Source organism: Halomonas sp. 707D4 (assembly GCF_024158685.1).
Classification (GTDB): Bacteria; Pseudomonadota; Gammaproteobacteria; order Pseudomonadales; family Halomonadaceae; genus Vreelandella.
In genome coordinates, this window is the sequence record NZ_JAMZBD010000026.1 from 1 (window position 1) to 13,692 (window position 13,692).

The window sequence follows — 13,692 nt, forward strand, 5'->3', positions numbered from 1 at the left end:
GAAACAGTAGGGCAACGGGCGTCATGATCGAATCGACTCTGAAAGATGTAGGGCCGCTGGCCGCGTAGTCGAGCAGCGCGATACCGCCGAAGCGGTGCATCAGGCGCGCGATGGCCCGAACGTCGCTCTTCACCCCGGTCACGTTGGAGGCCGCCGAGAACGCGCCGATCAGCCGCCGGCCCTGATGGCGGGCAAGCTCGTCCTTGAGCACGTCGAGATCGATCAGCCCGGCTGCGTTCAAGGGGATTCGCCGAATCTCGGCGGCGCACTCGCGCCAGACCAGGTCGTTGGAGTGGTGTTCGAAAGGGCCGAGGAAGATCACCGGCGCGTCACCCCCTGCACTCGCCTCGCCCTGGGTGAGCCCGAGCATCTTCCAGCAGCGGTCGATGGCGGCGGTGGCGCCGCTGCCTGCAAAGATCACCGCGTAGTCGTCGTCGGCATTCACCGCCCGGGCGATCTGGCGGCGGGCGTCCTCGCGCAGCCGGGTGGTGGTGCGTCCGGTGTAGGAGGTTTCGGTGTGGGTATTGGCGTAATGGGGCAGTACCTGGGTGCGCATCGCCTCCTCGACGATGCCCAACGCCCGGCCCGAGGCGGTGTAGTCGGCGTAGAGCAGCGCCCGCGTACCGAAGGGGCCCTGGAACGGCTCGCCTTCACCGATCACGTCATCGGCCAGGCGCGCCATCCACGCGTCAGAGCTCGCCGAGGGGCAGTTCGCTGGTTTTCTTGACTTGTTCCATGGAGAAGCAGGATGTGACATTGCTTAGCTCTATTCTCGCGATGAGTCTTTTGTAAAAGGCGTCGTAGGCAGCGTTGTCGCGGGTGATGACCTTCAGCAGGTAGTCGAACTCGCCGGCCAGGCGGTTCACCTCCATGATTTCCGGAAAGGATTGGACGACCTCCTGAAAGGCGTCCAGCCAGGCCTGGCTGTGCTTGTCGGTCTTGATCATCACGAAAACGGTCAGGCCGAGATCGAGCTTGCGGGGGTTCAGCACGGCGATGCGCTTCTCGATCACGCCCTCTTTTTCCAGGCGCTGAATACGCCGCCAGCAAGGGGTGACAGAAAGCCCCACTTTCTCGGCCAACTGCGCAATGGATACGCTATCATCGCGCTGAAGCTGTTCAAGAATTTTTAAATCGAAACGATCAATAAGCAATTTATTACCCTCCAGGCCTTGTGAGGGAAATAATATTCCCCTGACAGGGCCTTATCGAGGCGTGGGAGGAAATATTTTCCAGCGCTACTCGCAAAGCGAAGCGCCAATCTGTTCCCAGGCTTACATTGTTAGCCTTGGCTATTTAACTTATCGGTAATCAACTTTATTTTTTAACCACTTAGCTCTTTCCAGCACGGCCGCATGCTAGCATTCGCGCATGATCCAACTGCCCTTTAGCCATCGCTCAAGCGGCCCTACATCTTTCAGAGTCGATTCGATCATGACGCCCGTTGCCCTACTGTTTCTCGCCTTCTCGATGTCAGCGGATGCCTTCGCAGCCTCGATCAGCAAAGGCGCCGAACTCGTCCGCCCCCGCTTTCGTCACGCGGTGGGGATCGGGCTGGTGTTCGGCGTCATCGAGGCGATCACCCCAGTGCTGGGCTGGGCAGCGGGCATGGCCTCGCAGCGCTTCGTCCAGGCCTGGGATCACTGGATCGCCTTCGCTTTGCTGTGCGCCATCGGCGCCCACATGGTGCATGCCGGTCTCAAGAAGGAAGAGAGGATCGCGCATCGCCGCCAGACCTTCTGGCTACTGGTATTGACCGCCACCGCCACCAGTTTGGATGCCATGGCCGTGGGCGCGAGTCTGGCCTTCATCGACGTGGATATCATCGCTACCAGCCTGGCGATTGGCCTGGCCACGACGCTGATGGCCTCGATCGGCACGGTGCTGGGTCACCGACTGGGCCGATGGGCGGGCCACTGGGCCGAGCTGATCGGCGGCGTGGTATTGATCGGCATCGGCTGCGCGGTGCTGATCGAGCACACGGGGATTCTGGGCTGACGCCTGTACCTCAAGCGCCCGCCAACGCCATGTGCAACAGCGGATACGGCTTGCCCAGCCCGTCCAGCGGCGAACGATCGATCACCTCGAAGCCTCACCGCCGGTAGAGGGCCAGCGCCAAAGCGTTCTGTTCATTCACATCCACCCGGGTTATTCCCTGCACCTGGCGAGCGTCATCGAGCAGCGCCGAACCGATGCCCCGGCCGCGCGCTGCCGGGTCGATGAAGAACATTTCCCGTTTGCCTTGCATCACGAAAGTCATCACACCCCACTTCCTTTCCTTGAAGACCGATGAACACGCCTTGACACGCCTTGCCGACCCGGGCAGTCAAAAGCTATCGGCCTGATCGAAAATTACAACCTTTTCAGACCACCGAGTCGGCTATCATGTTGCCGACTCGCCAGTCGAATACTTCTCGATCGGCGTCTTTATTCATCGGTGCCCGCCTTTCCTGGCTCGCCCTCACCACTTGAACGCTAGAGGAAAGTTCATGACGCTCGATACTTCGCTTCCGCCCATCGGCTTTGGCCTGGACGAACTCGATGACCGCCAGGTTGCCGAGCTGGTGCCCGCTGCCTGGAACGCAGGCTTTCGCGCCTTCGATACGGCCCAGCTCTATGGCAACGAAGCCGCGCTGGGGCGCGCGCTCAAGCATGTCGGCATGGCGCGCGAAGAGGTGTTCGTCACCACCAAGGTCATGAACCGTCACTTCAGCGAGGAGGCGTTCATTGCTTCGATCGAGGAGAGCCTTGCGCGGTTGCAGCTCGAGTGCGTGGATCTTCTGCTGGTGCACTGGCCGGGGCACACGATGCCCGTCAAGCGCCAGATCGAGCTGCTCAACGAGGCGCATCGCCTTGGCATGGCGTCGCACATCGGGGTGAGCAACTACAACAGCACTCAGCTGGCCGAGGCCGTCGAGGTCAGCGAGATACCGATCACCACCAACCAGGTGGAAGTGCACCCCTTTCTCGACCAGCGTACGCTGCGCGCCAAAGCCCAGGCGCTGAATGTGCCGCTGACCGGCTTTTTCGTGATGGCCATGGGCGACGTTCCTCAAAACGAAACGCTCAAAGCGATCGGCGCGCGTTACGATAAAACCGCCGCTCAGGTAGCACTTCGCTGGGTGCATCAGCTGGGCGACGTGCCGCTGACGCGCTCCACCAGAGTCGCGCGCATTCCCGAGAATCTGGCGATCTTCGACTTCACCCTGTCGCCGGACGAAATGGACGAGATCGCCAGACTCGCCCGGCCGGACGGGCGCATCGTGAGCCCCGCCAACCTGGCACCGAACTGGGACTGAACCGCGCAGCGCACTCTAGCGCCAGAGGCTCGATGCCGGCCAGCGATGCCCGATTGTCCGCTATGATGACAAGAGCTGTCCGGCATCGAATGTCTTTTCACAAAGGCCTGGTCAATGAACGCTTGCGTACGCGTGGCACTGGATAACACGACTCGGCTTGCCCTGATATCGATGGCCGTTTTCCAGGGCTGTGCGCTCCTGGCGCTGCACCTGGCCCTGGAACACTCCTTGATGACGGACGCGCGCTGGCTCAAGGCACTCTACAGCGTGACCTTGGGGCTGCCGGCGTTCTATCTGCTGGGCATGGTGCGCCTGCGCGATCGGCTCAACGCGGCGGCTCTGCTGCTGGCGCCGCTACTGTTCGCGCTGGGCTGGCACCTGGGTGGCGTGGCGCAGGCTCCCGGTACCGACGAGTGGGGGTGGCAGGCGTTTGGCTTCACCTATGCGGTGACGACGGGAACAGCGCTCTTCATTCTGGCGGTGTTCTTTCGCAGCGCGGCGACCTGTCGCCACTTTCCGCGGACTTACCCGCCGCTGTTGAGCATCTCGTGGGAGTTTGCGCTGACGCTCGGGCTTCTTGCGCTGTTCATTGTGCTGTTCTGGGGACTCTTGTGGCTGGCGGCGGCCCTGTTCGCGGCGATCGGCATCGCCACGTTCGAGACGTTGTTCGACGAGCCGGTATTCGTCTATCCCGTCACCTGGCTGGTGCTGGGGCTCGCGCTGGTCACCGTTCGCGCGCGTTTTGGCCTGATCCACAGCGTGCGCCAGATGCTCGAGGTGTTGACCCGGGCGCTGCTGCCCTTGGTAACACTGATCTTCGTGCTGTTTCTGGCGGTACTGCCCGTCACCGGCCTGCAGCCAATCTGGGAGACGGGCCGGGCGTCCTCGATTCTGATGGCCCTGATGTTCACGCTGCTGCTGTTCTTCAACATCGTGTTCCACGATGCGAATGGCGCACCGCCCTATCACACCCTGCTTCGCCGCGCGGTGTGGCTGGGCATCGTGCTTCTGCCTGCAGGCAGCCTGCTGGCGGGCTGGGCGCTGTGGCAGCGCATCGATCAGTACGGCGCGAGCCTGGACCGGCTATGGGCCGTCGTGCTGCAGATACTGCTGGCGACGTTCACCCTGACCTACACCGTAATGGTGGTCTGGCATCGCCGACGTGCACTGGTGTACGTACAGCGCGCCAACATGGTACTGGCGGCATGGGTTGCCAGCGTGCTGATACTGATCAACACGCCGCTGGCCGACCTGCGCCAATGGACGGCGCAGCATCAGGTGCAGAGGCTCGTGGAAGGGCGTACGAGCGAAGAGGCGTTCGACGTGGATTATCTGCGCTTCGCGCTGGGCCAGCCGGGAGTCGATGCGCTGAAAGAAATACAGCAGAGCGATTTCATGACGACCCGGCCAGCGCTTGCCCGGCGCATCGAGCGCTCTCTGGAGAAGAGCGCGCGGTGGAGCGAGCCGCCGTCGGTGGATGCGCGCGACCCCGATGCCGTGGCCGGTCAGTTCGAGGCCGTGAACGGCGATGCCCTTCCCGCCTCTCTGCTGCGCTCGCTGGCCACACAGATGCCCCAGTGCCTGAGCCAGGAACTGCCCTGTCGCGTTCTGCGCATGGCGCCAGAGCTTCGCTTTGAATGGCTGGTATCGCCTGCCCATGAGGCGAGCCAGGCCTTTGCCCCACATGCGGATACGTGGCAAACGCTTGGCCAGCTCGTGCCGCTGGGAGGGGTGATACCGGAAGACGATTCGATATGCCAGACAAGCGCGCCTCCAAACCATATCGAGCCGCTTTCGGGATCGGTCGATATGTACCGCAGCGAACGCTGTCTTTATAGCCTTCAACCAACGCTCGAAAGCGTGCGTCGCGCCCTCGATCAAGGTTCGAACGCATCGGGCGCGGCGGTTGGCGCTACGCCCGATGAGCTTGCACCTAGCGGTGCAGATCGAAGCGGTCGTTCTCCATCACCTTGACCCAGCCCGAGACGAACTTGTCGAGCATGTGGCGCTCGCCGCCGTTGGCCGCGAACTCCTCGGCGATGGCGCGTAGCTGCGAGTTCGAGCCATAGACGAGATCGACCCGGGTGGCGGTCCACTTCTCGTCACCGCTTGCCCGGTCGCGTCCCTGAAAGCGCTCCTCGTCGTCGCTCATCGGCTCCCAGACCGTGGCCATGTCGACCAGGTTGACGAAGAAGTCGTTGGTGAGCTCGCCCGGGCGCCGGGTCAGCACGCCGTCCCGGTCGCTTTCGCCGGCGCTGATACCCAGTGCGCGCAGCCCGCCGATGAGGGCGGCCATCTGCGGGGCGCTCAGGTTGAGCATGAAGGCGCGATCGACCATCAGGTGCTCTGCCGGAATGCCGGTCACGCCTGACTGCATGTAGTTGCGGAAAGCGTCGTGGCGCGGCTCCAAATGGGCCTGGGTGTCCTCGTCGGTCATTTCCTGGGTGGCGTCGGTGCGCCCCGGCGTGAAGGGCACGCTCAGCGAATGCCCGGCGGCCTGCGCGGCCATTTCCACGCCGACGTTGCCGCCCAGCACGATCAGATCCGCCAGCGATACCGAGACGCCCGCCTCCTTCCCTACCTGCTCGAGCCGCTCGATCACCTGGGCCACGCCGCCGCGCCGGTTGATGTCCCAGTCGCGCTGCGGGGCGAGGCGAATGCGCGCGCCGTTGGCCCCGCCGCGATGGTCGGTCTGGCGGTAGGTGCAGGCCGAGGCCCAGGCGGTTTCGACCAGCGCCTTCGCGCTCAGGCCAGTGCCTTCAATGGCCCGCTTGAGGGTTTCGATCTGGGCGTCGTCGAGCAGGGGCGCGTCGCGCTCCGGCACCGGGTCTTGCCAGACGAGCATTTCCTTGGGTACCTGTGGGCCGAGGTAGCGTTCGCGCGGGCCCATGTCGCGGTGCAGGAGCTTGTACCAGGCGCGAGCGAACTCGTCGGCCAGCACCTCCGGGTGTTCGCGGTACTCCTTGGAGATTTTCAGGTAGTCCGGGTCGACGATCATCGCCATGTCGGCAGCAGTCATCACAGGTGGGTTCTTGCGCCCTTCGACGTGGGCGTCCGGCACCCAGAAGCCCTCTTTCACTTCCACCGGCTGCCACTGGTTGGCACCCGCCGGCGACTTCGTGACCTCCCACTCGTGGGAGAAGATGGTTTCCAGGTAGGTGTTGTCCCACTTGGTCGGTGTGGGCGTCCAGGCGCCTTCGAGGCCAGAGGTGATGGTGTACTCGCCCAGGCCGGTTTCGTGGGTGTTGGCCCAGCCCACGCCCTGTTCGTGCAGCCTGGCCTCTTCCGGCGCGCCGCCCACGGCGCTGGCGGGGCCGTTGCCATGCATCTTGCCAAAGGTGTGCCCGCCTACGGTGAGTGCGACGGTTTCACGATCGTTCATGCCCATGCGGGCGAAGGTCTCGCGCACGTCCTTGGCGGATTTCGCCGCGTCCGGAATACCGTTCGGGCCCTCCGGGTTGACGTAGATCAGGCCCATCTGCACCGCGGCCAGCGGGTTGTCGAGCAGGCGGTTGCCCTCCTCGAAGCTGCCGGTATAGCGCTCGTCCTTGTTGCCCAGCCACTCGTTCTCCGGGCCCCAGTAGATATCGTCCTCCGGCGCCCAGATGTCCGAGCGGCCGAAACCGAAGCCGAAGGTCTTGAAGCCCATGGTCTCCAGCGCCCGGTTGCCGGCCAGCACAAGCAGGTCCGCCCAGGAGATCGACTCGCCGTACTTCTGCTTGATCGGCCACAGAAGGCGGCGCGCCTTGTCCAGGTTGCCGTTGTCCGGCCAGCTGTTGAGCGGGGCGAAACGCTGGGCGCCGGTACCGCCGCCGCCGCGCCCATCGATGGCGCGGTAGGTGCCGGCGGCGTGCCAGGACATGCGGATGAAAAACGGCCCGTAGTGGCCCCAGTCGGCGGGCCACCAGGGTTGGGAGTCGGTCATCAGCGCATCGATATCGGCGCAGAGCTGATCGACATCGAGCTTGGCGAACGCCTCGCCGTAGCGAAAGTGCTCACCGAACGGATTGGCGTCGGGGTGTTTCTGATGCAGCACGTTGAGGTTGAGCTGGTCGGGCCACCAGTGCTCGTTGCCTTGCAGGCGCGGCGTGGTTCGCGCGCCCCATTCCTGGCGCTTGGGGGTGGGATCGGACACGTGACTCTCCTTGGCGACATACCGGGCTCGGAAGGATGACGTACGGATCGAAACGCCTGACGCGTCGACGGCTCCCGCTGCCCTGAGGGTTATTCGTTCGACGGCTCAAGAGCGACGAACGAAGGGTCGATGAGACTAGTGACAGTGAAGGAGCCAATGGCCGGATCGTCAAGCCACTCGGCGCCACCCTGCGTAAAAAGCCGGCGTCTCACGCAGGTGAAAGACGCCGACGAAGGCTCAGCGATTGGCCAGCATCTTTCTGATTTCGTCGTTCAGCTCCTTGAAAACGTGGCGCGGGCTGACCTCGTCGAGCATGTCGACGATTCGCTGGGTTTGCGCCTCGGTCAGCTCGCGATTGCCAGTAATGCCTTCGAGCTTGACCTTGATGACATGCTGGCGAATCTCGTCTTGCGAGGCGTGATTGGCGACCATGTCGGAGACGACCTTGCTGCCCTTGGCGAACTGGATGAAATCCTTGTTGAGCAGCTCGTAGGAGAGCTCGCCCTTGCGGTTGGTATAGGTCTTGACGATCGCTTCGTACTCGGCGCTATCCACGGTGGCGAGCTCTTCGGCGGTCTCCTCCTGGCTCGACTCCTCCTCTTTCACGCCGCTGAGCTTGACCTTGCCGCGGCGCGAATAAGGCATGCCGGACGTCAGCTCCAGCGCCTCCTTGAATGCCTCGAGGGGAAACAGCGTGGTATCGGTATGGTGAGAAGGATCCGGCTCACCGGATTTGCGGTTGAGCGTGGCGATGCCGGGCTGCTCGGTGTCGTAGCGCAGAATGACGACGCCGGAATGGCCGCCGCGCAGTTTCTGGCGATACGCGGCGGCTTCGATGGTAGAGAGCTCGACCATGGTGGTTCTGATCATGACAAATTCCTTTTTTCAGGGTTATCCAGTACTTGCGGATCAGGCGCGGCACCTGCCGAGCGCTTGCGCCGGCGGGCGCCCGCCCGAGCGCTGCGCGTGCGTCTTCAATCACCTTAGCAGAACTCTCGAAAACGCCCCCTAGCGGCCACGGCTCTTTCGCGCCTTGGCAAGACGATCAGCGCCCGCGCGCCGCCAATCCGTTCATGAGCGCTTCGTGAAAACGCTCTGGCGCCTGGATCTGCGGCGAATGGCCAAGTTCGGGGAATGCCACCAGGGTCGCCTCGGGAATGGCGTCTCGCGTACGCTCACCAAGCTCCTCGTAGCGGCCCAGCGTCTCCTGGATATCCTGCGGCGCGCGCGCCTTGCCGATGGCGGTGTTGTCCTGCTCGCCGATCAACAAGAGCGTAGGTACTTCGAGTTCGCCGAACTCGTAGACCACCGGCTGGGTGAAGACCATGTCCGAGGTCAAAGCCTGGTTCCAGGCGACTCGCTCGCCGTCTTCGCCTGCGTACATGCCCGCCAGCATCTCGACCCAGCGGTCGTACTCCGGCTCCCAGGTATCGACGTAGTACGTCGAGCGCTGGTAGTCGCGAATGCCTTCGGCATCGGTTTCGAGCTCGCTCGCGTAGCCGTCGTCGATGCTCTGGTACGGCACGCCCAGCGCCTTCCAGTCCTCCAGGCCAATCGGGTTGACCATCACCAGCTGCTCGGTGCGCTCCGGGTACATCAGCGCGAAGCGCGTGGCGAGCATGCCGCCCATTGAATGACCCATCACGGTGACGTCCTCCGCCTCGAGCTCGTCGAGCAGCGCATTCGTGTTGGCGGCGAGCTGATGGAAGCTGAACTGGTAGCGCTCGGGCTTGGTCGACTTGCAAAAGCCAACCTGGTCCGGGGCGATGACGCGGTAGCCTTCGTCCACCAGCGCCTCGATGGTCGCCTCCCAGGTGCCGGCGCAGAAGTTCTTGCCGTGCATCAACACCACGGTGCGACCGTTGGCGCTGCCCTCTTCCGGGGTGACGTTCAGGTAAGCCATCTGCACCTGTTGGCCCTGGGATTCGAACTCGAAGCGCTCGACCGGGTAGGCGTACTCGAAGCCGGAGAGCTCGCCATCGAAGGTGGGGGCGTCCTCAGCCAGGGCGTTCGAGCTGTAGGCGACCATCGCCAAACCGCCCACGGCAGTCGCCAGGAGCGTTCGGGTGAAGGGGGTGTGGCGGACCAGGGAATATCGCATCGAGTGGCTCCTCTCTTCCATGAATGAGTTTCGAAAGTGCGTAGCCAGTATAGACATAGGCCTGCACACCGATCGACGTGCCTTCAACGCCTTGGCTAAAGCCGCCTACCCAGCCCGATGCATGGCCGAGTACCGTGCACTGCGCTACGCTTTAAACAATTTAACGATTCATGGCGGGAACTTACATGCGCACACTCACCCGAAAGAAACAAATCGCAGGCCTGATCGGCTGGCTGGTGCTGGCCTACCTTGCGGCCGCCGTGGGAGCGGTGGCCTCGATCAACGCGGCGGAATTTTACGAATCGCTCCAGCAGCCCGCCTGGGCGCCGCCGACCTGGCTGTTCGGGCCAATGTGGACGACGCTCTACGGGCTGATGGGCCTGGCCGCCTGGCTGGCCTGGCGTGAACGTGGCGCCAGGGCGGCGCTTACCGTATTCGTGGTGCAGCTTGCGCTCAACGCGCTATGGAGCTGGCTCTTTTTCGTGTGGCAGTTGGGAGCGGTCGCGTTCGTGGCCGTGCTGGCGCTGTGGGCGCTGATTCTGGTGACGCTGGTGATGTTCTGGCGGCTCAAGGCGCTCGCAGGCGTGCTATTGGTGCCGTATCTCGCCTGGGTGAGCCTGGCCTGCGCGCTGACCTGGAGCGTGTGGCAGTTGAATCCGCAGGTGCTGGGATAAGGCGAAGGCTCCTTTTCCCCAATCGGGCTATCAATCGCACCGACTGATCGCTAAAACGATCGTCCCAAGGCCGTATACCAGTTCGGCCCTGCCAGCAGACGTCCGGCCTGTTCGCGGCATTCGGGGTTTCGAGACACCCGGTATTCATCCCCCAGTCGGCCCACCTCCGTCTGCCGGAGCCGTTCGGCCAGGTCATTCCACGACGACGCGTCATCGTGGACCAGGTCGTAGAACGCTCGAGCCAGCACCTGGCCATCGTCTTCGGTGTTCATTCCATCACTTTCTCGAAGTAGGGAGTCGACAGACCCACGTGTTCGGTTAAACCTGCTGGATAGATTGGCAGGCGGACCAGACATCCGCAGTAACGACTTAGAAAATGCTTTGCCAGCTTCGCGGGTCGAATGCCGCCACCTTGGTGTACCGCCCGGACCACGATTCGAACTTGAGCGTACCGTGAAAATTCGGGCGCACCGTTCGCTGCTCGTTCAAAAGCCAAAGCTCCAGCGCGTCGATCGGCCGGGAGGTCACTTCCAGATCACCCACGTTGGGCGCCATGTGGGGAAGCGTATAGTCCGCGCGCTTCAGTTCCCCTTGGTAGCGGTAGATCATCGGGCTGCGGAACGCGTCGTGCTCGAGGCGATAGTACTGGTTGTACCCGATGACGGTGATCTCGCGACCGCTGAACGTCACGAACGCGAAGTTCGGTGTGGTGGGGCGAATCAAGCTCGGATTCGACAGCAGATGCGCCGCCTCTTCGCTGCTCAACGCATCCTGCTCCTCGCTGCCCGACAAGGGGTAGACGTGAAAACCCTGCAAGTCTTGGTAAGCCTGCTGCAATAGCGCCTGCGTCGGCTTGGGGTGCATCCAGCGTATATCGCGAGAAGCGCACCCGCTGAGTAACAGCGCCAACAACAGGTAGACTATCCACTGCCTTGGTGAATGCATGTTCAAGTCGGTCGTCCTTGATGCGTCGTATCGCCCATGTCATTCATGGATCGTGATAAACGGAGGGGCCTGGGGAGGCGGTATCATAGCGTTTTATGACAACGTGGGAGCACTTGGCTTTCTTTATAAAACTTATGAATAAATTCTAGACCCGCAGAATATCGGAAAAACCTTGTATGTATCAGAATCTCTATCATAAGATCCATTCCTAATCACCTAAAAGAATGGTCAAACTAACTTTACTGAATGAAACTTTTATAGTGATTTATCTCAACGAATTAATTACATACACCAATTCGCATACAAGAAGACGAATAATTAGCTACTATTTTTACAGATTCCGGCACCAATAATGACTTATTATTAAAACCAGTCTTACTATTTTTCTGATTTACAGTTTGCACGCCTCTCATATTAGACATCTTACGAGACTATATTAATCCGCATTCAATTTATAATGGATTTATTTCAAAATCAAACTTCCACAAAATATTTTCTACGTCACGGCTGATGCAATTTTGTATAGTTGCTATCAAAAGACGCACTGCATATATCGAGGCAAACCCATGTGCTATACTTGATTTAGCTTCTTGCTCAGGTATATCCATTCCGTGATTAAAATAGTCGATATAAGACTCTCCATGAACAAACTTAGAGCGGACATTATAGAGCTTACCAATACTATGATTTTTATCTTTAATGGGTCCAATCCAAAGCTCTAACTTACTTGATAACTGTCTGCTCAAGTCTCCAACTCCATCGCAGAAAAATGCTTCTAGACCTTGCATTGCTCGGAAGAGAACTTCCCCCTCACTATTTTGACCTAATCCAATTACATGCGTATATGCTGCAAGCAACCTGGATACTCGACTAGTAGCAACTGCCTCTTCTCCGAATCCAATTTTTTTCGCCCACTTATATGTAGCACTAACAGATACGTGTTCTAAAGAGGGCCAAGAAGGAAAAAGGGAATCGGGCTCTGCGAGAGCATGAAACCAAGTTTTTCTCTTTACTTTATGACTTAACCCTTCTGAAATGCAGACGCCATCCATTGTACTTATGGAGCCTGGATAGCAGATTTCGGATAGAGCTAACGCCATCTCTATCTTTTCAGCAACTGTCATCGCAGCAATTGCCAGAAATAATTCTGGTTCAATTTCATTATTATTTTCGTACTGCAATTCCTCAATATCAAGCTTCAACGAAATGGACAGATAAAAAACATCGGTTGGTAATATACTATTAAACGATGATTGTTGAGATAAAATAGAATCTATTTCTTAGTTTGGCTCTATAAGCTCAGGTGTAGAAACACTTAAGATATCATTCCACTCGTTAGCAATGAAATGTGGCAATTCATCTAAAAAACTACTACGTTGAGCATTCACTCGATTAGCTCCTTCCTTAGATATAACACCTCGCAGCGGTAATAACATAGGCAAATACACATCGATTTCGAAGTTCATAAAGACCCGGACCTTTAACAGAAAGCATACATCTAGCTATACAACTCAATTAACCCATCAGCATGTTAAAAAACCATATCAATCAAACACTACCTTAAAACACTCTAGACAAACAAATAAAATTTTACAATGCAATTGCTTACGCGAAGAAGTTATTTATAAAATCAGTTATTTATACAACCAAAAGCATTAAGTAGTGCAATGTTATAACACCTAAATTAAAAACCTATCATGATAAATTTATTTATTGTCCCAATACCCGCTGCCCTCTTGCATCTCCTGTCACCCCGCCCTAGACTCGCCCAGACAACTGCTTGACGGGGTGCCGGTGAATCCGGCTGAGATGGCGCAGGGCGTGTCCTTCGAGGATGCCAAGCGCTGGTCCCGCTGAACCTGATCCGGCTAATGCGCTCATTCAAAAAGCGCGGGTACCGGCGTAGGGATCAAGCGATGGCGCCGGCACGCTCTCTCGAGATCATTCGCCAACTTCCGCGCCATTTCCTCGATCTTCTCGCCTGCCCTTCGGATCGCGACTCCCGGAGGATGTATGGGCTACCGCTTTACCGACTTGACCACGGCCTGCCAGGACGACTGGCGCGCCTACATCGAGCACGACTTCGTGCGTCAATTGGGCACCGCCGCCCTGCCTGAAGACGCCTTTCGCCATTACCTGAAGCAGGATTACCTGTTCCTGATCCACTTCGCTCGCGCCTACGCGCTGGCCGCTTACAAGAGCCCCACGCTTGCGGATTTGCGCCAGGCTCATGAAGGCATGAAAGCGATCGTGGACGTGGAGCTGGGGCTGCATATCGGCTTCTGCCGTGAGTGGGGCATTTCGGAAGCGGAGCTTGCCGAACTGCCCGAAGCACGCGCGACTATGGCCTACACCCGTTACGTGCTGGATACCGGTAGCCGCGGCGATCTGCTGGACCTGCACGTGGCGCTGGCCCCGTGCCTGGTCGGCTACGGCGAGATCGCCAACTGGCTCAATGCCCAGGGCTCCACGGTGCGCGGTGCCGACAACCCGTTCGATGCGTGGATCGCCATGTACGAAGGCGAGGAGTTCCAGGCC

Annotated in this window: 14 protein-coding genes and 1 riboswitch; of the genes, 5 read left to right on the forward strand and 9 right to left on the reverse strand. The window is 59.7% G+C overall.

Going from position 1 to position 13,692, the window contains the following annotated elements; translation table 11 throughout:
• Positions 1-682: aminotransferase class V-fold PLP-dependent enzyme (locus tag BIS11_RS02240; protein ID WP_253585698.1), on the reverse strand; the 682-nt coding region annotated here is incomplete at its 3' end.
• Between the two features lie 7 nt (positions 683-689).
• The gene (locus BIS11_RS02245) at positions 690-1,154 is read right to left on the reverse strand and encodes an Lrp/AsnC family transcriptional regulator (protein WP_253420982.1); all 465 of its coding nucleotides are present in this window, start codon (positions 1,152-1,154) and stop codon (positions 690-692) included.
• 280 nt (positions 1,155-1,434) lie between these two features.
• On the opposite strand from BIS11_RS02245, the gene BIS11_RS02250 reads away from it, so the two are divergent.
• Entirely contained in the window at positions 1,435-1,998 is a 564-nt protein-coding gene (locus tag BIS11_RS02250; protein ID WP_253420985.1) for a manganese efflux pump MntP family protein, read from the forward strand.
• 94 nt (positions 1,999-2,092) lie between these two features.
• On the opposite strand, the gene BIS11_RS02255 is transcribed toward BIS11_RS02250, so the two are convergent.
• Entirely contained in the window at positions 2,093-2,260 is a 168-nt protein-coding gene (locus BIS11_RS02255) for a GNAT family N-acetyltransferase (RefSeq protein ID WP_253421001.1), read from the reverse strand.
• Between the two features lie 229 nt (positions 2,261-2,489).
• On the opposite strand from BIS11_RS02255, the gene BIS11_RS02260 reads away from it, so the two are divergent.
• Together BIS11_RS02260 and BIS11_RS02265 are read left to right on the forward strand one after the other, a co-directional pair.
• Positions 2,490-3,299, forward strand: coding sequence for an aldo/keto reductase (locus BIS11_RS02260; protein WP_253420989.1), 810 nt, complete (start codon positions 2,490-2,492; stop codon positions 3,297-3,299).
• 114 nt (positions 3,300-3,413) lie between these two features.
• Positions 3,414-5,273, forward strand: coding sequence for a DUF4153 domain-containing protein (locus BIS11_RS02265; RefSeq protein WP_253420992.1), 1,860 nt, complete (start codon positions 3,414-3,416; stop codon positions 5,271-5,273).
• Here BIS11_RS02265 and katG read toward each other — a convergent pair.
• The 3 genes from katG to BIS11_RS02280 all read right to left on the reverse strand — a co-directional run bounded on the left by katG (position 5,233) and on the right by BIS11_RS02280 (position 9,535).
• Positions 5,233-7,434, reverse strand: coding sequence for a catalase/peroxidase HPI (gene katG / locus BIS11_RS02270; RefSeq protein ID WP_253420995.1), 2,202 nt, complete (start codon positions 7,432-7,434; stop codon positions 5,233-5,235). The two genes, BIS11_RS02265 and katG, sit on opposite strands and share 41 nt — an antisense overlap.
• Before the next feature lie 237 nt (positions 7,435-7,671).
• Positions 7,672-8,304, reverse strand: a complete 633-nt coding sequence (locus BIS11_RS02275) for a hypothetical protein (RefSeq protein WP_253420998.1) — start codon at positions 8,302-8,304, stop codon at positions 7,672-7,674.
• Positions 8,305-8,479: 175 nt separating this feature from the next.
• Positions 8,480-9,535: an alpha/beta fold hydrolase gene (locus BIS11_RS02280; protein WP_253420166.1), complete on the reverse strand. Its 1,056-nt coding sequence runs from the start codon at positions 9,533-9,535 to the stop codon at positions 8,480-8,482.
• Positions 9,536-9,720: 185 nt separating this feature from the next.
• Between BIS11_RS02280 and BIS11_RS02285 the strand changes: the two genes are divergently transcribed.
• On the forward strand, positions 9,721-10,209 hold the full coding sequence (locus BIS11_RS02285; protein WP_253420165.1) for a TspO/MBR family protein: 489 nt from the start codon (positions 9,721-9,723) through the stop codon (positions 10,207-10,209).
• A gap of 50 nt (positions 10,210-10,259) precedes the next feature.
• Here the strand turns inward: BIS11_RS02285 and BIS11_RS02290 are convergent, their stop codons facing one another.
• The 3 genes from BIS11_RS02290 to BIS11_RS02300 all read right to left on the reverse strand — a co-directional run bounded on the left by BIS11_RS02290 (position 10,260) and on the right by BIS11_RS02300 (position 12,335).
• The gene (locus BIS11_RS02290; RefSeq protein WP_253420164.1) at positions 10,260-10,481 is read right to left on the reverse strand and encodes a hypothetical protein; all 222 of its coding nucleotides are present in this window, start codon (positions 10,479-10,481) and stop codon (positions 10,260-10,262) included.
• Positions 10,482-10,578: 97 nt separating this feature from the next.
• The gene (locus BIS11_RS02295) at positions 10,579-11,154 is read right to left on the reverse strand and encodes a hypothetical protein (RefSeq protein WP_253420163.1); all 576 of its coding nucleotides are present in this window, start codon (positions 11,152-11,154) and stop codon (positions 10,579-10,581) included.
• Positions 11,155-11,606: 452 nt separating this feature from the next.
• Positions 11,607-12,335 (reverse strand): hypothetical protein, encoded by a 729-nt coding sequence (locus BIS11_RS02300; RefSeq protein WP_253420162.1) that lies wholly within the window; start codon positions 12,333-12,335, stop codon positions 11,607-11,609.
• 593 nt (positions 12,336-12,928) lie between these two features.
• Positions 12,929-13,080: riboswitch (TPP riboswitch) on the forward strand.
• Between the two features lie 87 nt (positions 13,081-13,167).
• Here BIS11_RS02300 and BIS11_RS02305 point away from each other — a divergent pair.
• The coding region (locus BIS11_RS02305; protein ID WP_253585699.1) for a TenA family protein at positions 13,168-13,692 on the forward strand (525 nt) is incomplete at its 3' end.